The 24156-nt window shown below is 70.7% G+C and carries 24 protein-coding genes; 16 read left to right on the top strand and 8 right to left on the bottom strand.

All coding sequences use genetic code 11. From position 1 onward, the window contains the following. The first annotated feature begins 8 nt into the window (after positions 1–8). Complete coding sequence (locus ACZ7L7_RS10800) at positions 9–1286, top strand: CHAT domain-containing protein (RefSeq protein WP_285510402.1); 1278 nt, start codon at positions 9–11, stop codon at positions 1284–1286. Positions 1287–2013: 727 nt separating this feature from the next. Beyond that, entirely contained in the window at positions 2014–2244 is a 231-nt protein-coding gene (locus ACZ7L7_RS10795; RefSeq protein WP_472075567.1) for a hypothetical protein, read from the top strand. A gap of 12 nt (positions 2245–2256) precedes the next feature. Here ACZ7L7_RS10795 and ACZ7L7_RS10790 read toward each other — a convergent pair whose 3' ends face one another. After that, positions 2257–2523 (bottom strand): hypothetical protein, encoded by a 267-nt coding sequence (locus ACZ7L7_RS10790; protein ID WP_472075565.1) that lies wholly within the window; start codon positions 2521–2523, stop codon positions 2257–2259. Beyond that, on the bottom strand, positions 2516–3397 hold the full coding sequence (gene mca / locus ACZ7L7_RS10785; RefSeq protein WP_285510405.1) for a mycothiol conjugate amidase Mca: 882 nt from the start codon (positions 3395–3397) through the stop codon (positions 2516–2518). The genes ACZ7L7_RS10790 and mca overlap by 8 nt, the downstream gene beginning before the upstream one ends. Positions 3398–3511: 114 nt before the next feature. Here mca and ACZ7L7_RS10780 point away from each other — a divergent pair, with 114 nt between their 5' ends. Continuing rightward, a complete protein-coding gene (locus ACZ7L7_RS10780) occupies positions 3512–3910 on the top strand; it encodes a DUF4307 domain-containing protein (RefSeq protein ID WP_453604045.1) in 399 nt (132 codons plus the stop codon). A gap of 191 nt (positions 3911–4101) precedes the next feature. After that, entirely contained in the window at positions 4102–4602 is a 501-nt protein-coding gene (gene greA, locus ACZ7L7_RS10775) for a transcription elongation factor GreA (protein WP_285510407.1), read from the top strand. A gap of 109 nt (positions 4603–4711) precedes the next feature. Here greA and ACZ7L7_RS10770 read toward each other — a convergent pair whose 3' ends face one another. The 3 genes from ACZ7L7_RS10770 to ilvA all read right to left on the bottom strand — a co-directional run bounded on the left by ACZ7L7_RS10770 (position 4712) and on the right by ilvA (position 7991). Then, positions 4712–5557 carry an ABC transporter permease gene (locus ACZ7L7_RS10770; RefSeq protein WP_285510408.1) on the bottom strand — a complete coding sequence of 282 codons (846 nt, stop codon included), beginning with the start codon at positions 5555–5557 and terminating at the stop codon, positions 4712–4714. Then, positions 5554–6531, bottom strand: coding sequence for an ATP-binding cassette domain-containing protein (locus tag ACZ7L7_RS10765; protein ID WP_453604042.1), 978 nt, complete (start codon positions 6529–6531; stop codon positions 5554–5556). Before ACZ7L7_RS10765 ends, ACZ7L7_RS10770 begins: the two co-directional genes overlap by 4 nt. A gap of 230 nt (positions 6532–6761) precedes the next feature. Continuing rightward, positions 6762–7991 carry a threonine ammonia-lyase gene (ilvA, locus tag ACZ7L7_RS10760; protein WP_453604040.1) on the bottom strand — a complete coding sequence of 410 codons (1230 nt, stop codon included), beginning with the start codon at positions 7989–7991 and terminating at the stop codon, positions 6762–6764. A gap of 163 nt (positions 7992–8154) precedes the next feature. Here ilvA and ACZ7L7_RS10755 point away from each other — a divergent pair, with 163 nt between their 5' ends. The 3 genes from ACZ7L7_RS10755 (at position 8155) to ACZ7L7_RS10745 (ending at position 9564) form a co-directional block, all read left to right on the top strand. Further along, complete coding sequence (locus tag ACZ7L7_RS10755) at positions 8155–8670, top strand: MarR family winged helix-turn-helix transcriptional regulator (protein ID WP_176712045.1); 516 nt, start codon at positions 8155–8157, stop codon at positions 8668–8670. Between the two features lie 145 nt (positions 8671–8815). Beyond that, complete coding sequence (locus ACZ7L7_RS10750) at positions 8816–9319, top strand: sigma factor-like helix-turn-helix DNA-binding protein (protein WP_472075562.1); 504 nt, start codon at positions 8816–8818, stop codon at positions 9317–9319. Then, the gene (locus tag ACZ7L7_RS10745; RefSeq protein WP_285510413.1) at positions 9316–9564 is read left to right on the top strand and encodes a hypothetical protein; all 249 of its coding nucleotides are present in this window, start codon (positions 9316–9318) and stop codon (positions 9562–9564) included. The genes ACZ7L7_RS10750 and ACZ7L7_RS10745 overlap by 4 nt, the downstream gene beginning before the upstream one ends. Before the next feature lie 10 nt (positions 9565–9574). On the opposite strand, the gene ACZ7L7_RS10740 is transcribed toward ACZ7L7_RS10745, so the two are convergent. Further along, entirely contained in the window at positions 9575–10729 is a 1155-nt protein-coding gene (locus tag ACZ7L7_RS10740; RefSeq protein WP_093724285.1) for a cystathionine gamma-synthase, read from the bottom strand. Positions 10730–10895: 166 nt separating this feature from the next. Here ACZ7L7_RS10740 and ACZ7L7_RS10735 point away from each other — a divergent pair, with 166 nt between their 5' ends. After that, positions 10896–12014, top strand: a complete 1119-nt coding sequence (locus tag ACZ7L7_RS10735) for a hypothetical protein (protein WP_285510414.1) — start codon at positions 10896–10898, stop codon at positions 12012–12014. A 49-nt stretch (positions 12015–12063) separates the two neighbouring features. Here ACZ7L7_RS10735 and msrA read toward each other — a convergent pair whose 3' ends face one another. Beyond that, complete coding sequence (gene msrA / locus ACZ7L7_RS10730; protein ID WP_285510415.1) at positions 12064–12570, bottom strand: peptide-methionine (S)-S-oxide reductase MsrA; 507 nt, start codon at positions 12568–12570, stop codon at positions 12064–12066. Between the two features lie 139 nt (positions 12571–12709). On the opposite strand from msrA, the gene ACZ7L7_RS10725 reads away from it, so the two are divergent. From ACZ7L7_RS10725 to ACZ7L7_RS10710, 4 genes are read left to right on the top strand one after another with little or no spacing between them, the layout of a single operon-like run. After that, a complete protein-coding gene (locus ACZ7L7_RS10725; protein ID WP_285510416.1) occupies positions 12710–13291 on the top strand; it encodes a DUF3885 domain-containing protein in 582 nt (193 codons plus the stop codon). Between the two features lie 23 nt (positions 13292–13314). Next, positions 13315–14544 carry a WD40 repeat domain-containing protein gene (locus tag ACZ7L7_RS10720; protein ID WP_285510417.1) on the top strand — a complete coding sequence of 410 codons (1230 nt, stop codon included), beginning with the start codon at positions 13315–13317 and terminating at the stop codon, positions 14542–14544. Positions 14545–14548: 4 nt separating this feature from the next. Beyond that, positions 14549–15658, top strand: a complete 1110-nt coding sequence (locus ACZ7L7_RS10715; protein WP_453604034.1) for a serine hydrolase domain-containing protein — start codon at positions 14549–14551, stop codon at positions 15656–15658. Beyond that, positions 15655–16242 (top strand): hypothetical protein, encoded by a 588-nt coding sequence (locus ACZ7L7_RS10710; protein ID WP_472075558.1) that lies wholly within the window; start codon positions 15655–15657, stop codon positions 16240–16242. The genes ACZ7L7_RS10715 and ACZ7L7_RS10710 overlap by 4 nt, the downstream gene beginning before the upstream one ends. Before the next feature lie 37 nt (positions 16243–16279). Here ACZ7L7_RS10710 and ACZ7L7_RS10705 read toward each other — a convergent pair whose 3' ends face one another. Next, positions 16280–17323, bottom strand: a complete 1044-nt coding sequence (locus ACZ7L7_RS10705; protein ID WP_285510420.1) for an NAD(P)-dependent alcohol dehydrogenase — start codon at positions 17321–17323, stop codon at positions 16280–16282. Between the two features lie 169 nt (positions 17324–17492). Between ACZ7L7_RS10705 and ACZ7L7_RS10700 the strand changes: the two genes are divergently transcribed. From ACZ7L7_RS10700 to ACZ7L7_RS10685, 4 genes are all read left to right on the top strand, one after another. Next, entirely contained in the window at positions 17493–18407 is a 915-nt protein-coding gene (locus tag ACZ7L7_RS10700; protein WP_285510421.1) for a helix-turn-helix domain-containing protein, read from the top strand. 68 nt (positions 18408–18475) lie between these two features. Beyond that, the gene (locus tag ACZ7L7_RS10695; RefSeq protein WP_472075555.1) at positions 18476–19945 is read left to right on the top strand and encodes an ABC transporter permease; all 1470 of its coding nucleotides are present in this window, start codon (positions 18476–18478) and stop codon (positions 19943–19945) included. A 45-nt stretch (positions 19946–19990) separates the two neighbouring features. Continuing rightward, on the top strand, positions 19991–20674 hold the full coding sequence (locus tag ACZ7L7_RS10690) for an ABC transporter ATP-binding protein (RefSeq protein WP_285510423.1): 684 nt from the start codon (positions 19991–19993) through the stop codon (positions 20672–20674). Positions 20675–20848: 174 nt separating this feature from the next. Next, positions 20849–24136 carry a S8 family peptidase gene (locus tag ACZ7L7_RS10685; protein ID WP_472075553.1) on the top strand — a complete coding sequence of 1096 codons (3288 nt, stop codon included), beginning with the start codon at positions 20849–20851 and terminating at the stop codon, positions 24134–24136. Positions 24137–24156: the final 20 nt, after the last annotated feature.

Below are 24156 nucleotides of genomic sequence, written 5' to 3'. Positions count from 1 at the left end.
CGAGCCCCATGCCCACCGAACTCCGTGTGCACGTCGTCCAGGACCCCAGCCGCGGCTTCACCACGCTCCCCGACCGCCTGACCCGCGGCCCGGACGTGACCGTCTGCCTGGACAGCCTGGGCGAGGACCGCATCCGGGCCCGGCTCTACGGCCCCGCCGTGCCCTCGCTGCACGGCACCGAGCACCGGGCCGACCTTCCGGTGCGCCCCGCCGACGTACGCCTGGCGGCCGCCCGGCTGTGCCGCATGTGGAAGGAGCACTTCGTCGACCACCAGCCCCCGGACGACCCCGAGAACTCGTACGCGACCCTGCTGGACCTGCGTTCCCGGCCGCTCGCCGAGGTCTACGACATCGTCCACGAACTCGCGCTGGCCGGCTCGGAGTTGTTGTACGGCACGCTGCTGGGCGCCGCCGACGAGCGTGTCGTGCGCTTCCGCGACTACCTCACCGGGGCGCTGGGCAGCAGTGAGAACCTTCGGGTCCGATTCGACTCCGACCTGCATGTGCCGTGGCCGATGGTGTGCCTGGAGCAGAAGGGGAGCCTCGGCCCCGGCCTGAACGCCCTCTTCCACCGCTTCCTCGGCCACCGCCACCAGATCGAACAGACCGGCGGCCCCTACCCCTGGCTCACCGGCCTGCAGAACGCCCCCGACGTCCCCGCTGTCAGCCTCAACCACGACACCCGCCTCGACCGCAAGGGCCGTACCCGGGCCGCCGACGTAACCGCCGTACTCGCCAAGGGCACCCGCTTCGCCGAGCGCACCACCTACCGCGAACTGGCCGACGCCCTCGCCCGCCGCGACCTCTGCGAACAGCTGATGTACTTCTGGTGCCACGGCCACTTCGTCCCCAACGGCTCCCAGCCCGCCTCCCTCGCCCTGAGGCTCACCGACAACAAGACCATCGACGCGCAGACCGTCAGGGACCGCAGACGCCGCTTCGGCACCGAGAGCCCCTTTCAACCCTTCGTCGTACTCAACGCCTGCCACGCCGGGATCCCCGAGGGCGGCGGTGACCACACGTTTCTCAGCGGCGCGCTGATCGAGGCCGGCGCCCGTGGCGTGCTGGGCCCGCAGATCGAGATGCCGCAGGCGTTCGCCGCCGAGTACGCGCTGGAGTTCCTGACCCGCTACCTCGGCGGCGCCGGCACGGCCGGCGAGATCGCGCACGCCCTCGCCCGCTACTTCGCCGACGAACTGCGCAACCCCCTCGGCCTCGCCTACGCCCTCCACCACGGCATGGACACCCGCCTGGAGAGGGCGGACCCGGCGGAGGCCGCTGTATGAGCAACCCCGTGCACACCGTCCACCTCGGCGAAGACGGCCGTCTCCTGGAGGAGACCGCCACCGGACTGCGCCCCGTCCCCGCCGACCGGCTCCTCGACCACTTCGCCGAGGAGCTGACGCCCCCCGAGTGGGCCACCGACCTGGTCGTCTACGCGCACGGCTGGCGCACCCCGCCCGAGGACGCCCGCGCGATGGTGGACGGGCTGCTGGCGCACGCCGCCGAGCGGTACGCGCATGGCTCGTACCCGGGGCTTGTGGAGTGGCGTCCGTGGACGGTGCTGCTGTGCTGGCCGTCGGGCAAGCGGCGCAGCATGGGCGAGTACCGCAAGATGCGGGACCGGGCGCACGCGCTGAGCAGAGACGGGCACGCGGGGCGAGTCCTGGGCAAGCTCCTGGGATACGTGGACGCCCGGCGCGGCGATCCCGCGGCGCCGCCCGTGCTCGGCACCCGTGACGGGCAGTACCTGCACCTGGTCGGGCACTCCTTCGGGTGCCGGGTGCTGTGCGAGGCCGTGGGGTGGGCGGCCGAGGGGCCGGACACCCTGGGGTGGAGCATGCCGCGGCCGCCGGACCGGCCGTTCACGGCGGACTCGATGCTGCTGTTCCAGATGGCGGCGCCACGCGACGCCTTCGCGACCCTCTTCGCGACGCTCGACGAGGCACCGCTGCACGGCCCCGTCGTGGCGACCTACGCCGAGGCGGACCGCGCGACCGGCCCCCTGCACCAGTGGGCGGAGAAGCGCACCGGGATCGGGCACGCGGGCATCGGCACCGCGCCCGCGCCGGTCTCCGCGATCCGGGCGAGCCGTATCCGCGCGAGGAGCTCGACCACCGGTTCGTCAGCGTGGACGCCTCCGACGTGTACGTCTGCCGCAGCGGCTGGTCCGGCGCCCACTCCGACCACGTACGGCCGGAGTCGGCACACCTGCTGCTGTCACTGGCCGAGCACGCGCGGTGAAGCCGGGCGGGGTCAGCCCTTGTCGGCGTCGGCCGCGGGGGCGGAGGCGGCCTCGGCCTTGGGTTCGGCCTCGGCCTTGGGCTCGGCCTCGGCCTCGGTGAAGGCCACCTTGCCCATGTGCTTGTTCATCGACTTCATCAGGCCCCAGACGGCGAGGGCCATCACCGCGAAGACGATGAACCCGAGGACACCAGGGGTGACCTTGTCCTCGTCGACCTCCTGGGCGAGGGTGGCCAGCTGGGTCATTGCCAGGCTTGCGCTTGCGCTCATGTCAGGCATTGTCCCTAACGCCCGCGAAGAGGTCGTCCTCGGGGAGGGAGGTATCGACGAGGGACTTCGCCAGCTCGTACTCCTCCGTCGGCCAGACCTCCTTCTGGACCTCCATCGGCACCCGGAACCAGCCGCCGTCGGGGTCGATCTGGGTGGCGTGCGCGATCAGGGCCTTGTCGCGGATCTCGAAGAAGTCGGCGCAGGGGATGTGCGTGGTCAGGGTGCGCTCGGCCCGCTCGAACTCGTCCCAGCGCTTGAGCCACTCCCCGTAGGGGGACTCCAGGCCCCGGTCGAGCATGGCCTGGTGCAGGGCCTCGGTGCGGGGGCGGTTGAAGCCCTGGTTGTAGTAGAGCTTCAGCGGCTGGAAGGCGGGGCCGTACTCGCCCTCGGGGTACTTCTCGGTGTCCGCCGCGCCCTCGAAGGCCACCATCGAGATCTTGTGGGTCATGATGTGGTCGGGGTGCGGGTAGCCGCCGTTCTCGTCGTAGGTGGTGATCACCTGGGGACGGAAGGAGCGGATCTTGCGCACCAGTTCCCCGGCCGCCTTGTCGACGTCCTCCAGGGCGAAGCAGCCCTCCGGGAGCGGGGGCAGCGGGTCGCCCTCGGGCAGGCCGGAGTCGACGAAGCCGAGCCACTCCTGCTTGACCCCGAGGATCTCGCGGGCCTCGTCCATCTCTTTCTTGCGTACCTCGTGGATGTGCTCCTCGATGTACTTGTCGCCCTGGAGTTTGGGGTTCAGGATGGAGCCGCGCTCCCCGCCCGTGCAGGTCACGACCAGCACGTCCACCCCCTCGGACACGTACTTCGCCATGGTGGCCGCGCCCTTGCTCGACTCGTCGTCGGGGTGGGCGTGGACGGCCATCAGTCGCAGCTGGTCAGTCAAGACTCAATCCTCGTCGGTCGGCGCCCCCCGTGCGTGAGGCGCATACGGCGGCTTCTATAGTGACCGAATCGGGGGCCGAATAATTCCGGGGCCCGGCCCCGCGAGAGGACGATCATGACCACGGCGAGCACGCGACCGCCCGAGGGCCGCTACGGCCGTTCCTCGGACGAGCGCGCCGACCGGCGGCTGAAGGTCGCCGGCGCCGTGTTCGGGGCCCTGCTGCTGGCGCTCATGGGCTACTTCGCCTACTACTACGTCGGCCAGAACAAAATCAGCGCCGAGGTCATCAAGTACGACTTCACCGACCGCGCGGTCAAGGTGCATCTGGAGGTCCGCAAGGACTCCGGGGCCTCCGGCTACTGCACGATCCGGTCGCAGTCGGAGAGCGGCGCCGAGGTGGGCCGGGCGGACTTCCGCTTCGACGGGGACGAGACCCGGATCGACGAGGTCGTCACGCTGCGTACAACGGCGCGCGGGACGACGGCGGAGCTGCTCGGCTGTCACGCGGACTGAGGCGCGGGCGGCGGACGCGACCGGGTTCGCTCGCAATACTTACGCGCTGACCTGCGTTGACGTAATTCTGGTGGCTTATGTCCTCCCCCTTCGGCCATCCAATTGTTAGGCTCGTGGTTTCGCCCATCCGGGAGGGAACATTCTTCTGGTAGGGCGATGCTTTGTATTCCCAGTACCGACGAGGAGCACCTGTGACCCAGACCAGCGAGTCCGTCACCTGGCTTACCCAGGAGGCGTACAACAAGCTCAAGGAGGAGCTTGAGTACCTTACTGGTCCTGCGCGCACGGAGATCGCCGCCAAGATCGCGGCCGCGCGCGAGGAGGGGGACCTGCGTGAGAACGGCGGGTACCACGCGGCCAAGGAGGAGCAGGGCAAGCAGGAACTCCGTGTGCGCCAGCTGACCCAGCTCCTGGAGAACGCGAAGGTCGGCGAGGCGCCGACGTCTGCGGAGGGCGAGGTCGCGCCGGGCATGGTCGTGACGATCGCCTTCGACGGCGACGAGGACGACACCCTGACCTTCCTGCTCGCCTCGCGCGAGTACGCGAGCTCCGAGATCGAGACCTACTCGCCGCAGTCCCCGCTGGGTGCCGGTGTGATCGGCCACAAGGTCGGCGAGGACGCGGAGTACGAGCTGCCGAACGGCAAGAAGGCCTCGGTGCGCATCCTGAAGGCCGAGCCGTACAGCGGCTGAGGCCGTCCGTACGCCTACGACCAAGCCCCGGCGCCGGTGCGGCGCCGGGGCTTCGTCATGCCCGGGGGCGCCCGGAGTTCCCGGGGTGCCCGGGGGATGCCCGGGGCCGTCACACCGAGGCGGAGCGGTACTTGCGGACCGCCAGCGTGCGGAAGACCGCCACGATGAGGACCGAGTAGATCAGTGACGCCCAGACCGGGTGCTGCATGGGCCAGGCGTCCGAGGTGGAGACCCCGGGGTTGCCGAAGAGCTCGCGGCAGGCCTGGACGGTGGCGCTGAACGGGTTCCAGTCGGCGACGTGCTGGAGCCAGGGGGTCATCCGGCTGGAGTCCACGAACGCGTTCGAGATGAACGTGACCGGGAACAGCCAGACCAGTCCGCCCGAGGTGGCCGCCTCGGGGGTGCGCACGGACAGGCCGATGAGGGCGCCGACCCAGGTGAAGGCGTAGCCGAGCAGGAGCAGCAGGCCGAAGCCGGCGAGCACCTCGCCGAAGCTGGTGTGGGTGCGCCAGCCGACCAGCAGAGCGACCAGGGCCAGCACGAACAAGGTGAGCGCGGTCTGCACCGAATCGGCGAGGGTCCTCCCGGTGAGCACCGCGCCGCGGGCCATGGGCAGGGAACGGAAGCGGTCGATGAGGCCCTTGTGCATGTCGTCGGCGATGCCCGCCCCGGCGCCCGCGGTGGAGAAGGTGACGGTCTGCGCGAAGATGCCGGCCATCAGGAACTCGCGGTAGACGCTGGGGCTGGTGCTGCCGCCGATGTTCATGGAGCCGCCGAAGACATAGCTGAACAGCACCACGAACATGATGGGCTGGATCAGCCCGAAGATGATCATGTCCGGGAGTCTGGACATGCGGATCAGGTTCCGCTTGGCCACGACCAGGGAGTCCCGGAAGGACTGGACCAGGGGGTGGGCGGGGGCCGTCACCGGGACGGCGTCGGTGGCGGCGGTCACTTGGCTGCCTCCTTCTCGGTGTCGTTGTCCCCTGCCTCGGCCGCATGGCCGGTCAGGGAGAGGAAGACGTCGTCGAGGGTGGGTCGGCGCAGGCCGATGTCGTCGATCTCGATGCCGCGGGCGTCCAGCTCGCGGATGACCTCGGCGAGCAGCTTGGCGCCGCCGGTCACCGGGACCGTGAGCTTGCGCATGTGCTCCTCAACGGTGGTCTCGCCCTTGCCGAAGCCGCGCAGCACTTCGGAGGCGGTGCGGATGTGCTCGCGCTCGTGCACCACGACCTCCACGCGCTCGCCGCCGGTGCGGGCCTTGAGCTGGTCGGAGGTGCCCTGGGCGATGACATGGCCGTGGTCGACGACCACGATGTCGTGGGCGAGGTGGTCGGCCTCCTCCAGGTACTGCGTGGTCAGCAGCAGGGTGGTGCCGCCGGAGACGAGCCGCTTGATCACGTCCCAGAGGAGTTGCCGGTTGCGCGGGTCGAGTCCGGTGGTCGGCTCGTCCATGAACATCACGGGCGGCGAGACGACCAGGGCCGCGGCGAGGTCGAGGCGGCGGCGCATACCGCCGGAGTAGGTCTTGGTGGGGCGGTCGGCGGCGTCGGCGAGGTCGAACTGCTCCAGCAGTTCCTCCGCGCGGGCCTTCGCGGCCTTCGCCCTCATCTGGTAGAGCTGGCCGACCATCTGCAGGTTCTCGCGGCCGGTGAGGTATTCGTCGACGGCGGCGAACTGGCCGGACAGGCCGATGGAGCGGCGTACGGCGTCGGGGTGCTTGAGCACGTCGATGCCGGCGACGATCGCCTTGCCGCTGTCGGGGCGCAGCAGGGTGGTCAGGCAGCGGACCGTGGTGGTCTTGCCCGCTCCGTTCGGCCCGAGCAGGCCGAGGACGGTGCCTTCGGGCACGTCGAGGTCGACACCGTCGAGTGCCTTTACCTCTCCGAAGGTCTTCACCAGGCCTTCGGCATGGATGGCGCCTGGCATATGAGTCTCCACGTCGTCGGGGATTCTTCGCAGCACTGTCTTCGGATCACTGTCCTCACAGCGCCGCCTTCACAGCACGGTCTTCACAGCACTGTCTCGTCGAAGCACTGGCTTCGAGACACACCATAACGCGATGTATCGCGTCTCACAATGCAGTTACTCGAAGGAGTGAACGCGGGCTCGCCCGCCGCAGTCCCTGACGGTGTACCCGGGCCTCGCGCAGGCCCTGGTCAGTCCATGACCGTGTACCCGGCCTCGCGCAGGGCCTGGCCGACCTCGGCGCAGTGCGCCGGGCCCTTCGTCTCCAGGTGTAGTTCGACCTCCGCCTCGGTGAGCCCGAGCCGCGGGTCGGTGCGTACATGACTCACGTCCAGGACATTGGCGTCCACCGCCGACAGGACCCCGAGCAGCGTCGCCAGGGCGCCGGGACGGTCCGTCAGCCGCAGCCGTACGGCCAGGTAGCGGCCCTGTGCCGCCATGCCGTGCCGCAGCACCCGCTGCATCAGCACCGGGTCCACATTGCCCCCGGAGAGCACCGCGACCACCGGGCCCTCGAAGGCGCCGGGATCGCTCAGCAGCGCCGCGACCGGGCTCGCCCCGGCCGGTTCGACGACCAGCTTCGCCCGTTCCAGACACAGGAGCAAGGCGGTGGACAGCTCGTCCTCGGAAACCGTGCGGACCTCGTCCAGCAGCTCGCCGATGATCCGGAACGGCACGTCACCGGGCCGCCCCACCTTGATGCCGTCCGCCATCGTCGCCGGGTTGGACACCGACACCGGATGCCCCGCCCTGAGCGAGGGCGGGTACGCCGCCGCCCCCGCCGCCTGCACCCCCACGATCCGCACATCGGGCCTGAGCGCCTTCACCGCCACCGCGATCCCGGCCGCGAGGCCGCCGCCGCCCACACCGACGACGATCGTGCGCACCTCCGGGCACTGCTCCAGGATCTCCAGGCCCACCGTGCCCTGGCCCGCGATGATGTCGGGGTGGTCGAAGGGGTGGATGAACACCGCGCCGGTCTCGGCCGCGTACTCCTGCGCGGCGGCCAGCGTCTCGTCGACCACCTGGCCGTGCAGGCGCACCTCGGCGCCGTACTCCTGGGTCGCGCTGATCTTCGGCAGCGGGGCCCCCTTGGGCATGAACACCGTCGAGCGGACCCCAAGCAGCGCCGAGGCCAAGGCCACGCCCTGCGCGTGGTTGCCGGCGCTCGCCGCCACGACCCCGGCCGCCCGCTCCTCCGGCAGCAGCCCGGAGATCCGCACATAGGCGCCGCGCAGCTTGAACGAGCCGGTCCGCTGGAGGTTCTCGCACTTGAGGTGCACGGGGGCGCCCACCAGTTGGGACAGGTGCCTGCTGCCCTCCATCGCCGTCACCCGCGCCACGCCCGTCAGCATCTTCTGGGCGCCGCGCACGTCGTCGAGCGTGACCGGCGGCATCAGCTCGGCCTTGCGGTAGCTCATGGCCCAAGTCTCGCAGTTCACGCCGGTACCCGCCGGTGTGACCAACCTCCGAGACGGGTTTGCGCAGCGCCGGTACGGCCCGCGCCCCGGCCGCGTACCCTGTCCCCCAACCCAAGCACCCCTTTCATGAAGTGAGCCCCCGGCCATGCCCACAACACCTGAAATGTCGATGGACATGTCGACCGTCGGTGACACCGGTCTCCTCGACACCCTCCAGCACGAGGTGGCGGTGTTCGCCCGCCGTGCCGAACAGACCCGGCTCGGCGGGGTCGGGCAGGTGCGCAACTCCATGGACCGCGCCGCATATCTGCTGCTCAACCGCCTCGACAAGGAAGGCCCCATGGGGGTCAAGGCGCTCGCGGCGAGCATGGGCATCGACTCCTCCACGGTCACCCGGCAGGTGGCTCCGCTCGTCGACACCGGGCTCGTCAAGCGCACCTCGCACCCCGAGGACGGGCGCGCGGTGGTGCTCCAGCTCTCCCCGCGCGGGCAGGCCCGTCTGGAGGAGGTGCGCTCCTCCCGGCGTCAGCTCATGGCCGAGCTGACCCACGACTGGGCGCCGGAGGAGCGCGAGGCGTTCTGCACGCTCCTGACGCGCTTCAACACCGCGCTCTCCGACCGCATGGCCGCCCACGGCCTGCCCGCCGCGGAGGCCGCCCCCGCCTCGTCGGCCTCCTGAGCGAACCGGGTCCGCACACGCGCGTGCCGCCCGGCTCTTGACCCCGGGCCACCCCTGGGCCTCATATGAAACCGGGTCCTGTTCGTACGCCCGTACGTGGCCGGGATCCGTCGACTCAGGGGGTCGCCCTCAGGCGGGAGGCGCGGTGCGAGAACGGCTGGTGGCCCAGGACGCGCGCCGGGCCCGGGAGTTCGAGGCGTTCGTCGCGGGCGCCGCAGGCCGGCTGCTGCACACCGCCACGCTGCTCACGGCGGAGTCGCCGGCCGGCAATCCGCGCGCCCGGCGCCTGCTCACCCACGCCCTCGCCCACACCTACGCGGGCTGGGACCGGCTGCGCGGCGAGGACCCCTACGACGACGCCCGTCAGCATCTGGCCACGCGCTACGCGCGGGGAATGTGGCACCAGTACGGCGCCCTCGGCCGCTCCCGCCCGCACCCCGACAGCCCCCTGGCCGCCCTCGGCCCGCAGGAGCGTCTGATCCTGGTCCTCAGGCTGTTCGAAGGGGTCGCCGAGGAACAGACGGCGGCCCTGCTCGGCCTGCCCGTCGAACGGGTGCGGACGATCTGCGACCGGGCCACGGCCAGCCTGCTGCACCCGCGGCGCAGGCCCGCACCGGCGGTCGTCCGGGCGAGGACGGCGACGCCATGAACCGTTCGGAACGCGAGAACGCCGCCCGGCGGATCATGGAGCGCACCCCGCCCGTCGTACCGCCCGACCTGTGCGCGCGGGCCGTACGGCGCGGCGGCCGGCTGCTGCGCCGCCGGAGGATCGCCCTGCGGCTGCTGTGGCTGCTGCTGTTCGCCGCGGCGGTGGCGTTCACGGTGTGGTCGCTGACCGTGCGCCCGTGGGTGGAGCCACCGTCGGAGGTGACTCCACCGCTCACCGGATGGTGATCGAGGGCGCCTAGCCGAGCGCCTGCTGGAGGTCCTCCAGGAGGTCCTCCACGTTCTCGATGCCGACGGACAGCCGGACCAGGTCGGCGGGGACCTCCAGGGCCGAACCGGCGGCCGAGGCGTGCGTCATGCGGCCCGGGTGCTCGATCAGCGACTCGACACCGCCGAGGGACTCGCCGAGCGTGAACACCTTGGCGCGGTTGCAGACCTCGACGGCCGCCTCCTCGCCACCGGCCACCTGGAAGGAGACCATGCCGCCGAACGCCTTCATCTGCTTGGCGGCGACCTCGTGCCCGGGGTGCTCGGGCAGGCCCGGATAGAGCACCTTCGTCACGCGCGCGTGCCGCGAGAGCATGTCGGCGACCTTGGTGGCGTTCTCGCTGTGCCGGTCCATGCGCACGCTCAGCGTCTTGGTGCCGCGCAGCACCAGCCAGGAGTCGAAGGGCCCGGCGACCGCGCCCATCGCGTTCTGGTGGAAGGCCAGCTCCTCGCCGAGGCCCTCGTCGGCGACGATCAGGGCGCCGCCGACCACGTCGGAGTGGCCGCCCATGTACTTGGTCAGGGAGTGCACCACGACATCGGCGCCGAGCGACAGCGGCTGCTGGAGGTAGGGCGTCGCGAAGGTGTTGTCGACGACGAGGCGCGCGCCCGCGTCCCGGGCGATCTGCGCGACGGCGGCGATGTCGGTGATGCCGAGCAGCGGGTTGGAGGGGGTCTCCACCCACACGGCCTTGGTCTTCGGGGTGATCGCGGCCCGTACGGCGGCCGGGTCGCTGGTGTCGGCGACCGACCACTCCACGCCCCAGCGTGCGACGACCTTGGCGAAGAGGCGGAAGGTGCCGCCGTAGGCGTCATTGGGGATGACCACGTGGTCGCCGGGGCTGAGCAGCGTACGCAGCAGGCAGTCCTCGGCCGCCAGTCCGGACGCGAACGCGAGACCTCGACGGCCGCCCTCCAGGGCGGCGAGGTTCTCCTCCAGGGCGGTCCTGGTGGGGTTGGCGCTACGGCTGTACTCGTAGCCGCCGCGCAGGCCGCCGACGCCGTCCTGCTTGTAGGTGGAGACCTGGTAGATGGGCGGGACGACCGCGCCGGTGAGGGGGTCGGCCGTGTTGCCCGCGTGAATGGCGAGCGTCTCGAAGTGCTGACTGATGTGCCTGTCGCTCATGGGTCACGAGCGTAGTGCTCCGACGGCTCTGATGACGGCCCGGGAGCGGTCGGGACGACGTCCCGGGAGCGGCCGGGCGAAGTTGTCCACAGGCGGTCGCCCACGGTTGTCCACAGGTACCGGACCGGGTTGGCCAATTGTCGGCGCTGTCTGGAACCCTTGAGGCATGGAGATTCTCTTGGTCCTGTGGGCCGCGCTGATGATCGGCTTCGTGCTGGTTCCGTACGTGCGACGGCGGCGGGGCATGCTTCAGCAGGTCCCGGCGGGCCACCCGGACGCCGCGGACCCGGCGAACTACGGCTTCGCCCGGCAGGAGGAGCTGGACATCCGGATGCCGGGCCCCGACCAGGACCTGCTGGACGTACTGGACCTGGTGCAGCGCAGCCAGGACTACCGGGCGGCCTCCCAGTTGCTCGCGGGCACCGAGGCGGCCGGCGAGCGGCGCTGGCAGCGGGTGCAGGCGTTCGCGGGCGCCGCGTCACTGGAGCTGCAGCAGCGGCCGGGCGGCGTCGGTGACGCGCCGGGCGGCCAGTGGCTGCGGGTGTGGCGGGCCGAGCAGCCCAAGGACGCGGGCGGCGCGGCCGTGCACGCGGAGTTCCTGGTGCAGCAGGCGTGGCGGACGGCGACGCCGGGCACCGACGAGTTCCGGATCATCATGGAGGAGGCGAAGGCGGCCTGCGGCGAGGCGGCGCTGCTCGCCCCCGGTGACCCCATCCCGTACATCGTGGAGCTGTCGGTGGCCCGCGGGCTCGGGTACACGCAGCCGGAGTTCGAGCAGCTCTGGCTGAAGATCCTGGACCGCGCGCCGAACCACATGGGTGCCCATCTGGCGGCGCTGCACTACTGGTGCGAGAAGTGGCACGGCTCGCGGGAGCAGGCGTACGGCTTCGCGGAGGCCGCCGCGGCCCGGGCGCCGGAGGGGTCGCTGCTCGCGGCGATGCCGCTGTTCGCGGTGTTCGAGCACCTGCCCGAGGTGAACCTGGTCAGCGGCTTCTACCAGAGCGAGGTCGTCACCAAGGCGATCCACGGCGCGCTGCACGCGGTCCACTCGGCCCGCCCGGACGACCCGATGCTGGCCCATGTCCGCCATCTGCTGGTGTTCTTCCTGGTGCGCGCCGAGCGCTGGGCGGAGGCCATGAACCAGCTGATACACGTCGACGGCCACGTCGGCGCGCTGCCCTGGACGCTCTCCCCGGACCCGGCGGCGGAGTTCGCGGTGTACCGGGCCCTGGCGGTGGCGGGCTACGAGGCGAACGGCGGCAGCCCGGCGAGTCTGCCGCACTGAGGCCCCGGGCACGGCGAAGGCCCCGCACGCGCGGGGCCTTCGTCCTCGGTCAGTCCTTGCTGCGGGCCGGCAGTCGCCATCCCGGACGCGGGAAGTGGCAGGTGTACCCGTTCGGATACCGCTGCAGATAGTCCTGGTGCTCCGGCTCGGCCTCCCAGAAGTCGCCGACCGGCTCCACCTCGGTGACGACCTTGCCGGGCCACAGCCCGGAGGCGTCCACGTCCGCGATGGTGTCCTCGGCGATCCGCTTCTGCTCGTCGTCGACGTAGTAGATCGCCGAGCGGTAGCTCATACCGATGTCGTTGCCCTGGCGGTTCTTGGTGCTCGGGTCGTGGATCTGGAAGAAGAACTCCAGGATCGCGCGGTAGTCGGTCTGCTCGGGGTCGAAGAGGATCTCGATGGCCTCCGCGTGCGTGCCGTGATTGCGGTACGTCGCGTTCGGCACGTCACCCCCGGTGTATCCGACCCGCGTCGACGTCACGCCCGGCAGCTTGCGGATCAGCTCCTGCATCCCCCAGAAGCACCCACCGGCCAGCACGGCCCTCTGCACGGCCATCACGGCCCTCCCATCTGTGTCGGGCCGACCCGTTCGTCGGCACGATCGCCCACTGCCCTCAACGCACGCGGAGACCGAGCGATTCCGCACCCGTTAATCCAGTGGCCCCGGGGACACCGCCCCCTCCAGTCTGTACGCCATGAAGCATCCCTTGGCCCCGCTGTGGCGGCAGCGGCACCCGTCGGTCCCGCCGCTCGCCCACACCTTCCGCACGCGGTTCGCCGACCGGTGGGTGCGCTACCACAGCCTCCCGGAGTCCAAGCGCTACGCGGAGTCCGCGGAGGAGTACGCCGTCGTGCTGGACCGGTACAACACGGCCCTCGACGAGCTGTTCTCCGGACAGGACGTGTACGTCGTGACGACGGAGTGGGCGGTGACCCCGGACGGACCCCCAGGCTGGCCCTCCCCGCGGCGGGAACTCCACCCCGAGGGCGTCCACTGGTGGACCGAGGCGGACGTCTCGGACCCCGACCCGGAGTTCCACACCTGCACCCGCCTCTACGCCGACCGCCGCCCCTGGCAGCGCGGCCGTGCCGACGCGTTGCTGCGCGCGGTCGCCGACGAGCTGATCGTCGGGGTCTTCTTCACCGACACCGGACTGCACCGTATCCACCACCCCTACGACGGCGGCGCGGACCTCGTCCTCACCGGCTCCGCCGAGCGTGACGTGTTCCTGAAACGCCACTCCGGCTGGCTCTCCGACCACCACTCCGGTTGCTGACCGGGAATGGCCACGGTGACGCGATGACCGTCGTGGAGATCTTGGACGAGGCCCGGACCGGGGCTGCGGTGGAGCGGTTGGTGTGTCATCCGCGGTTGCCCCTGGTCGCCGGGCTGGACTCGGTGCGGCCCGGCGTGCGGGTGTGGGAGTGTGCGGGCGGGCGGCTGCGGGAGGTGGGAGAGACAGGCGTCGGGTCCGAGCCGTACGGCGGTGCCTTCGGGTGGGAGCGGTTGCTGCGGACGCCCGTGCCGGCCTGGCATCCCGAGCGGGCCGAGCTGGTGGTCTCGGCCGAGGGGAAGGTCGTCCGGTGGACGCCCGCCGGGGTCGAGGACGCCGTGCGCGTCCCGGACGGGGCCCGGTACCGGAATCTCGCCTTCGCCCCCGACGGGCGGACCCTGTGGGGCTCGCCCTCCACACGGGCCGAGGAGCGCTGCGACGTCATCGACCCCGGCACCGGTGCCGTCACCGTCGGGCCCTGGTGGGACACCGGAGTCGCCGCGCACCCGGGCGGCGGGCTCCTGCTCACCCTCAGCAGTGACCAGGGCGCCACGCACGGCCTCTTCACCCGGGCGACGGGACCGGGGCCGCGGCTGCTGCACCGGGCCGTCATCCTCGACTGCGACGGCTACGAGACCCCGCTCTTCAGCCCGGACGGACGGCACTTCGCGGTCCGCGGGAACGCCTACGGCAACTCGGTCGACGTCTTCGCCTTCCCGTCCCTGGAGCGCGTACTGTCCACCCCGCTCGGCGAGCCCTCCCCCGGGTACCCGTACCCCCCGGAGTGGCTGGAGTCCATGCGGGCCTGGTCGCGGCACAACCTCGCCTTCGGCGCCGACCCCGGCCTGCTCTGGGTCGGCACCCCGAGGGGCACCCTCGTCGCCCTGGACGTGGAGACCCGGGAGGCCGAGGAGCACCCGCTCCTGGACGGCTCCCGCGTCACCGCGCTCGCCACCACCGCGACCGGCGAGTTCGTCGTGGCCGGAAGCGGGGGCGAGCTGGCCCTGCTGTCCGTGCCCGCCGGCCGTACCGCGGAGCCCGGCACCGCGAAGACCGCCGTCACCGCCTTCCTCGACAGCACCCACGACATCCCGGTGGACGACGACCTTGAGGAACACCTCCTGCTGACCGACGGCGTCCGCACCTGGTCCGCGGACGACCTCGACACCATCGACACCGCCGACGACACCGACCCCACCTGGCTCCGCATCCAGGCGACGGTCAACAGCCTGCGGGACCAAGAGAGAAGAGAATGACTCCATGGCCGACATCCAGGGCACGTACGACGATCTCTTCACCGCCGTGCCGGGCACGCTGGCGCGGTTCCTGGACGAGGGGGACGTGGGCGGCTCGGTCGCCGTATTCGTGGACGGTGAGCCGGTGGTGGACGTCTGGGGCGGTCATGCCGACGCCGCCAGGAGTCGGCCCTGGCAGCGGGACACCCTCGTCAACGTCTGGTCCGTCACCAAGACCATGACGGCCCTGTGCGCCCTCGTGCTCGCCGACCGCGGCGCCCTCGACCCGAACGCGCCCGTCGCCCGCTACTGGCCCGAGTTCGCGGCGGCCGGGAAGAAGCGGGTGCTGGTGCGGCACGTGCTCGCGCACACCGCGGGCCTGCCCGACTGGGACCCGCCGCTCGGCCCGTCCGAGCTGTACGACTGGTCCACCGCGACCTCCCGGCTCGCCGCGCAGGCGCCGGAGTGGGAACCCGGCACCGCGGCGGGCTACCACTCGCTCACCCAGGGTTTCCTGGTGGGCGAACTCGTACGCCGCGTCACCGGCCGCACCCTGGGCACGTTCTTCGCCGAGGAGGTGGCCGGACCGCTCGGTGCCGACTTCCACATCGGCCTGCCCGAGGAGTACGACGCCCGCGTGGCCCCCGTCCTCCCGCCGCCCGGCCAGGACGAGGACTACGCCGCCCGGCCGCCCGGCGCCGAGGGCGCGCCGCGCACCGCCGCCCTCCGCGTCCGGGACGGCAACAGCACCGCCTGGCGCCGCGCCGAGATCCCGGCCGCCGGCGGCTTCGGCAACGCCCGCTCGGTCGCCCTGGTCCAGTCGGCGCTCGCCTGCGGCGGCACGGTCGGCGAGACCCGGCTGCTGTCACGCGCGGGGTGCGACCGGGCGCGGGAGGAGCAGTTCGAGGGCGAGGACCGCGTCCTCGGCATGACCACCCGCTGGGGCCTCGGCTACGGCCTGTTCGGCGGCTCCTGCGGCTGGGGCGGCTGGGGCGGCTCCCTGGTCATGATCGAACCCGAGTCCCGCTCGGTCGTCGCCTACGTGACCAACCAGATGCGCGAGCCCGCCGAGGACACCCGGGGTCTGGAGCTCGTGATGGCCGCCCAGGACGGAATCGAGGCCCTGCGGAAGTGACCACGCCCTACCAGCGCGACCTGCGCGACCGTCTGCTCGCGGCTCCGGTGCGGCCCGCACCGGAGCCCTGGCGGCCGGTCTTCGGCCCGTACCGGAAACCGGAGTTCCCGCCCTGCGCGGCCGTCGGCGGGCTCCTCGGCATCGGGTTCGCCACCAACCCCGGCACCGGTCACGACCTGGTCCTGGTCGTCTCCGGCGCAGGTCACGGTCTCTTCGACGCCGTGACCGGCGAGAAGATCGCCCGCGACCGGGACCCTGACGAGGGTGTCAGCGGCGCCGACCTCACCTGCCCGGGCCTCGGCCCGATCGCCGGCCGCCGGGTTCCGGTCGCCGGGATCGACGGCGGGGGCCTGCACGCGGGCACCCAGGACGGCTGGTGGGTGGAGGTCGAGGTGCCGCAGTGGCCGGAGGAGCGCGTGCTGCTCTCCAACGGCGGGCGGTTCCACAACAGCCCGCATGGGGAGGGCTGGTGGCACATCCTCCACTCCCGGTACTCGACGTTCCGGGCCGCGGGCTTCTCCCCCTCCGGCCGTACGCTCGCCGTGGCGACGAGCAGCGACCTCACCCTGTGGACACGCGCGTAAGGGTCCTGGGGGAGCGACAACCTCCAGGACCCCCGGATCAGATCGTCGAGGCGTCGATCACGAACCGGTACCGCACATCGCTGCTGAGCACCCGCTCGTACGCCTCGTTGATCTCGCTCGCGGCGATCAGCTCGATCTCCGCGCCAAAACCGTGCTCCGCACAGAAGTCCAGCATCTCCTGGGTCTCGCGGATGCCGCCGATGCCGGAGCCGGCGAGGGCCTTGCGGCCGAGGATCACCGAGAAGAGGTTCAGCGAGACGGGCTCCTCGGGGGCGCCGACGTTGACGAAGGCGCCGTCCGTCTTCAGCAGGGACAGGTACTGGTCCAGGTTGAGCGGGGCCGAGACCGTGGACAGGATCAGGTCGAAGCTGCCCGCGAGCTCCTCGAAGGTCTTCGGGTCGCTGGTGGCGTAGTAGTGGTCCGCGCCCAGCTTCAGCCCGTCCTCCTTCTTGCGCAGGGACTGCGACAGCACCGTCACCTCGGCGCCGAGCGCGTGGGCGATCTTGACGCCCATGTGGCCGAGGCCGCCCATGCCGAGGATCGCGACCTTCTTGCCGGGACCGGCGTTCCAGTGCCTGAGCGGGGAGTACGTGGTGATGCCGGCGCACAGCAGCGGTGCCGCCTCGTCCAGCGACAGCCCGTCCGGGATGCGCACGGTGTAGTTCTCGTCCACCACGATCTGGCGGGAGTAGCCGCCGTAGGTGACGTCGCCGTTCCGGTCGACGGCGTTGTACGTGCCGATCATGCCGCCGCCGGTGCAGTACTGCTCAAGACCGGCCTTGCAGTTGTCGCACTCCCGGCAGGAGTCGACCATGCAGCCGACGCCCACCCGGTCGCCGACGGCGAACTTGGTGACGCCGGAACCGACCTCGGCGACCACACCCGCGATCTCATGGCCGGGGACCATCGGGAAGATGGCCTCGCCCCAGCCCTCGCGGGCCTGGTGGATGTCCGAGTGGCAGATGCCGGCGAACTTGATGTCGATCAGCACATCGAACTCGCCGACCGCGCGGCGCTCGATGGTGGTGCGCTCCAGCGGTGCCTTGGCAGCGGGGGCGGCATACGCAGCGACAGTGGTCATGGGAGTGGTTCTCCTAGAGGTCGTGCGCCCGGCTGCCTTCTGTCCGGGCACGTCCATCACCCTGCCGGTCCGGCCGCCGGCCACCCAGCCCCCCGCTTTGCGTACGTCCGCTGTTCCTACTACTGACGGGGTCAGGCTGGTGTGCGTACGACCGGGAATACTGGAGACCATGGACGTACAGCCCGAATCCCCGCAGGAGCAGGAGTCCGGTGGCCTGGACCGGCGCGCCGAGCTCAGCGAGTTCCTGCGCACCCGGCGGGCCCGGCTGAAGCCTGAGGACGTGGGGCTGCCCACCTTCGGTCGGCACCGCAGGGTGCCGGGGCTGCGCCGGGAGGAGCTGGCCCAGCTGGCCGGGGTCTCGGTGGCGTACTACACGCGTCTTGAGCAGGGCAACGGCCGCAATGTGTCGGCGGAGGTGCTGGACTCCATCGCGCGGGCGCTGCGGCTGAGCAACGCCGAGCACCAGCATCTGACGCATCTGGCGAAGCCCAAGCAGCACAAGAAGAAGCCCACCGAGCGCGCCCAGCAGGTGCGCCCGGCGCTGCGGCACCTGCTGGACTCGATGACGGAGGTACCGGCGTACGTCTCGGGCCGCCGCTCCGACATCCTGGCCTGGAACCGCATGGCCGCCGCCCTCTTCGGCGACTGGGGCGCGCTGCCGCCGCAGGAGCGCAACTGGGCGCGGCTGGTGTTCCTGAACCCGGACTACCGCGAGCTGTTCGTGGACTGGGACCAGAAGGCGTACGACATGGTCAGCTATCTGCGCATGGACGCGGGCTGCCATCCGGACGACCCGAAGCTGTCCGCCCTGGTCGGTGAACTCTCTGTGAAGAGCGAGAAGTTCCGGCTGCTGTGGGCGACCCATGACGTCAAGGAGAAGACCTACGGCGTCAAGCGCATGCACCATCCGCTGGTCGGCGATCTGACGCTGTCCTTCGAGTCGTTCCCGCTGGCCGACGGCACGGAGCAGTTCCTGGTCACCTACCACGCCGAGCCCGGCACGCCGTCCGCGGAAGGCCTGCGGCTGCTGGCCAGTTGGGGCGCGGACGCGACCCGGGCGGGCACCGGTACCGCGCGGCCCTGAGCGGCTTCTCATCCATCTCTTATTCCGGCCTTACTCCTTCATCACGCGCCGTCCCTAGCTTGCGGCGCATGTTCTTCACCTACCTCAGGCGCGAGCTGCGCCGCCGCAGAAAGGCGGCGCTCGTCGTCGCCTCCGGCCTCGCCCTGGGCATCGCCCTGGTCATCGTGGTCAACTCCGTCTCCTCGGGCATGAGCAAGGCCCAGGACAAGGTCCTGGAGTCGCTGTACGGCCTGGGCACCGACATGACGGTCACCAAGGCCGCCCCCGCCGAGGGGAGCCGGACGCAGCGGCCACGCTTCGAGTTCGACGCGCGGGACGACGACTCCGACGAGGAGCAGAGCAGCGACCAGGTGATGGTCCGCGGCTTCCAGACGCTGTCGAGCAACACCGTGGACAAGGTCGGCGCGCAGAGCGGGGTCGAGGACGCGGTGGGCGGGCTGAGCCTTGAGGTCATCAAGGTCAGCGGGGAGTTCCGGCGCGGCGAGTTCCAGCAGCAGGAGGGCGGCGACGGCGGGCAGGGCTTCCCCGGCGGCGGGGGCCAGGCTCCGGAGGGCCGGGTCGAGGGCGGCGGCGCCGAGTTCGACGTCAACAACTACTCGGTCTACGGCACCGACGTCACCAAGTCGGCGCTGGGCCCGCTGACCTCCTCGAAGATCACCAGCGGCCGTACCTTCAAGTCCTCGGAGACGGACGCGAAGGTGGTGGTCGCCGACGCCTCCTACGCCAAGGAGAAGGAGCTGAAGGTCGGCTCCAAGGTGACCGTGAAGGGCACCAAATTCGAGGTGATCGGCATCGCGACGCCGGACAGCGGGGACGCGGCGGCGGATCTGTACATGCCGCTGCAGCGGGCGCAGACGCTGGCCGACGCGGAGAACAAGGTCACCACGATCTACGTCAAGGCGACCGACTCGCAGCGCATCGACGAGGTCAAGGCGGAGATCCAGAAGAACATCTCCGGTACGACGGTGACGACTTCGGCGGATCTCGCGGACACGGTGTCGGGCTCGCTGTCGACGGCGTCCGACCTGGCGTCCAGCGTCGGCAAGTGGCTGTCGGTGGTGGTGCTGGCGGCGGCGTTCCTGGTGGCCGGGCTGCTGACGTCCTCGGCGGTCTCGCGCCGGGTGCGGGAGTTCGGCACGCTCAAGGCGCTGGGCTGGCGCTCGGGCCGGGTGACCCGGCAGGTCGTCGGTGAGGCGGTCGTCAACGGCCTGGTGGGCGGCGCCCTCGGCATCGCGGTGGGCCTCGCGGGCGCGTACGCGGTGACGGCGATCAGTCCGACGCTTCAGGCCCAACTCGGCGGCGGAGGCGCCAGTGCGGGCGGTCCCGGTGGTGGCGGTCCGGGCGGCGGCATGGTCCGGGCGGCTGGGGGGCCGTCGTCGAACAACGTGCTCGAAGTGGCCCTCACCGCCCCGGTGAGCGCGACGACCATCGCGCTGGCGGTGTGCCTCGCGGTGGCGGGCGGTCTGATCGCCGGGGCCTTCGGCGGCTGGCGGGCCTCCCGGCTGCGCCCGGCGGACGCGCTGAGGCGAGTCGAGTAACGGCCCCCACGCAGCAACCGGCCCCACCACTTCAGGAGCGATCCCATGTACGAACTGAGAAACGTCACCAAGCGCTACACGCGCGGCAAGGAGACCGTCCACGCCCTGGACGGAGTCGATCTCACCATCCCCGACGGCGACCGGCTCGTCATCCAGGGCCCCACGGGCGGCGGGAAGTCGACCCTTCTGCAGATGCTCGGCGGACTGGACCGGCCGAGTTCCGGAGAAGTCGTTTTGGATGGCACAGATCTCGCCAAACTGTCGGAGGCCAAACTCACCCGCGTGCGCAGCGCGAGCATCGGATTCGTGTTCCAGAGTTTCAATCTGATCCCCACCCTGACCGCACAGGAGAACGTCGAAACCGCGCTCGTACCGCTCGGGGCAAAAGCGAAGGAACGCCGTGAACGCGCGGCCGAGGCACTGAAGTCGGTGGGTCTCGGAGAGCGCCTGGGGCATCTGCCGTCGGAGATGTCCGGCGGTCAGCAGCAGCGCGTGGCCATCGCCCGTGCCCTGGTCAAGCAGCCGAAGGTGCTGCTCGCGGACGAACCCACCGGAAATCTCGACGAGTCGACGCGCGACGAAATCATGGACGTGCTGGAGCGCATGTGGAAGGAGCTGGGGCTCACTTTCATCATGGTCACGCACGATTCGTCCATCGCGAAGAAGGCCCCCCGGCTGGCAACCATCCGCAAGGGAAAGCTGTCCGTGACGGAAAACCCGGGCCGGTAAGTCCGTTACGTAACAGTCCGATTCTGGCCGTCGCAGGTCTATTGAGGTCACTGATCACCCCCCGGCATACTTCAAGGTCCGGGGGGTGCACGTACGTCTGTGCTGGACCACCCCCGGCCGGGTGAAACGGGAATTCATCCGGACCTTCAGCAAGGGGGAAACTTGCGCAGACAAGTGAAAAGAGCATGCGCGGCCACCGTCGCCACGGCAGCCGCAGTCGCCCTCGCCGCGGGTATGACGAGCCCGGCGTCGGCGAAAGCCGAGCAGCGGGCCGGTTCCGGTGCCGAACTGTCCAGCCATCACCGCATCACCCTCATCACGGGTGACCGGGTGGCCGTGGACGCCAAGGGCCGGGTCGTCGGTCTGGAGCGGGCGAAGGACCGTCAGAACATACCCGTGCAGATCCGCCGGATCGACGGGCACACGCTGGTCATTCCGGCCGACGCGGCCCGGCTGATAGCCGCCGGGAAGCTGGACCGGCGCCTCTTCGACATCACCGAGCTCAACAAGTCCGCGATCCGCAAGTCGCAGGCCAAGGGCCTGAAGGTGATCGTCGGCTACAAGGGCGCCGCGGCCGGCACCAAGGCCGACGTCCGCGAGGCGGGCGACCTGCGCCGCAGCCTGAAGTCCCTGAACGCGGACGCCGTGCAGACTCCGCACGACGAGACGGCCGGCCTGTGGGACGCCGTCACCAACGGGGACGGCACCGCCGCCGGGATCGCCCACATCTGGCTCGACGGCACCCGCAAGGCCACGCTCGACAAGTCCGTGGCCCAGATCGGCGCCCCGAAGGCCTGGTCGGCGGGGTACGACGGCAAGGGCGTCAAGATCGCCGTCCTGGACACCGGTGTCGACGCCAACCACCCGGACCTCAAGGGCCAGGTGACCGCGTCGAAGAACTTCACCCCGGCCCCCACTGCCGAGGACAAGGTCGGCCACGGCACGCATGTCGCATCGATCGCGGCGGGCACCGGCGCGAAGTCCGGCGGCAAGTTCAAGGGTGTCGCGCCCGGCGCCGAGGTCATCAGCGGCAAGGTCCTCGACGACCAGGGCTTCGGTGACGACTCCGGCATCCTGGCCGGCATGGAGTGGGCGGCCGAGCAGGGCGCCCAGGTCGTCAACCTCAGCCTCGGCGGCGGTGACACCCCCGAGGTGGACCCGCTGGAGGCGGCGGTCAACAAGCTGTCCGAGGAGAAGGGCATCCTGTTCGCCATCGCGGCGGGCAACTCCGGCCCGGAGTCGGTCGGTTCGCCGGGCAGCGCGGACGCCGCGCTCACCGTCGGCGCCGTCGACGACAAGGACAAGCTGGCCGACTTCTCCTCCACCGGCCCGCGCCTCGGCGACGGCGCCATCAAGCCCGACGTCACCGCGCCCGGTGTGGACATCACCGCCGCGTCCGCCAAGGGCAGCCTGATCGAGCAGGAGGTCGGCGAGAATCCGGCCGGCTACCTGACCATCTCGGGTACGTCGATGGCGACGCCGCACGTCGCCGGCGCCGCCGCGATCCTGAAGCAGCAGCACCCGGAGTGGACCTACGCCGAGCTCAAGGGCGCGCTGACCGCGTCCACCAAGGGCGGCAAGTACACGCCGTTCGAGCAGGGTTCGGGCCGGGTCCAGGTCGACAAGGCGCTCAAGCAGACCGTGATCGCCGACCCGGTGTCGGTGAGCTTCGGTGTGCAGCAGTGGCCGCACACCGACGACAAGCCGGTCACCAAGCAGCTGACGTACCGCAACCTCGGTACCGAGGACGTCACGCTGAAGCTGTCCTCCACCGCCACCAACCCCAAGGGCCAGCCGGCCCCTTCGGGCTTCTTCAAGCTGGGCGCCACCACGGTGACCGTCCCGGCGGGCGGCAAGGCCGGCGTCGACTTCACCGTCAACACCAAGCTCGGCGGCACCACGGACGGCGCGTACTCCGCGTACGTCACGGCCACCGGCGGCGGCCAGAGCGTGCGTACGGCGGCGGCGGTGCAGCGGGAGATGGAGTCGTACGACGTCACCGTCAAGCACATCGGCAAGGACGGGAAGGGGATCGGCACCTACCTCACCGATCTGATCGGCTACAAGGGGCTCGGCGCCGAGCGCGGCTTCAGCGTCCCGGCGGCCGACTCGGGCACGGCGACCGTGCGGGTGCCCAAGGGCACGTATCTGCTGGACAGCTGGATCGTCAAGGACTTCGTCAACTTCGAGGGCGGCATCGACTGGCTGGTCCAGCCGAAGCTGAACGTCAACAAGAACCTCTCCGTGACGCTCGACGCCCGTAAGACCAAGTCGGCGAAGATCACGGTGCCCAACGCCCAGGCCAAGCAGCAGGCGGCGTCGGTCAGCTACATGTACGACCCGGCCATGATCGGCATCGGCGTGGGCCTGGACTCCTTCGCCAACATCCGCATGGCCCACCTGGGCGGCGAGGTCTCCGGACTCCAGCAGACCTGGGGCGGCCAGTGGACCTCCGGCAGCAAGGCCGAGTACGACGTGGCCACGACCGCCGCGGTGAAGAAGATCCAGGGCGACAAGGTCCGGCACTTCAAGGCGAGCGAGCTCGGCACGGTGAAGGCCGGGCTGGGCGCGGCCGCCTCCGGGAAGACCGGCGGCGTGCGGCCCATCGGCTTCTTCCCGCAGGACGTGACCTTCGGCAATGTCATCGAGCAGAAGCTGCCCGGCACGCGCACGCTGTACGTGTCCACGTCCGACAAGATCCAGTGGACGTTCGAGTTCGAGCAGTACAGCGGCCATGACGCGGAGGGCTACCCGATCGCGGACGCGTTCTACTCCCTGGGCGCCCCGCAGACCTTCAAGGCGGGCAAGACCTACTCGAAGACGTTCAACACGGCCGTCTTCGGACCGCATCTGAACGCCGACTACGGCCTGTACCGCGACGGCAACTACATCTACGGCTTCCTGCCGCTGTTCGCGGACGGCAAGGGGCACGCCGGCTCCTCCGACTTCACCTCGGTGAAGACGGAGCTGTACCGCAACGGCACCAAGGTCGGCACCAACGACGACCCGCTCTTCGGTGACAAGGCGTTCACGGTTCCGGCCGCCGAGGCCGAGTACAAGCTGACGACCTCGGTGAAGCGCAGCACCAAGGTGTCCGCCGCCGCCACGCGGATCGACGCCAGCTGGACCTTCAAGTCCAAGAAGCCGGCCGACCAGGCCAAGCTGCCCGCCTCCACGGTCCGCTTCAACGCCACGACGGGCCTGGACAGCAAGGTCGTCGCCGGCCACACGAAGACCGTTCCGGTCGTCGTGGAGGGCGCCGCCAAGAACAACCTGAAGGCGCTGTCGGTCTGGGTCTCCTACGACCACGGCCAGACCTGGAAGAAGAAGACCATCACCAACGGCAAGATCAAGGTGAAGAGCCCCGCCAAGGGCAAGGCGATCTCCTTCCACGCGAAGATCACCGACAAGAAGGGCAACAAGTCGACGATCTCGATCTACAACGCGTACTACGGGAAGTAGACCGGCGCTGACGCCCGAGG

It is taken from the genome of Streptomyces sp. NPDC110618, assembly GCF_055657065.1.
The sequence above is the reverse complement of the archived record's forward strand: the minus strand, read 5'-3'. Positions and strand labels throughout refer to the sequence as shown.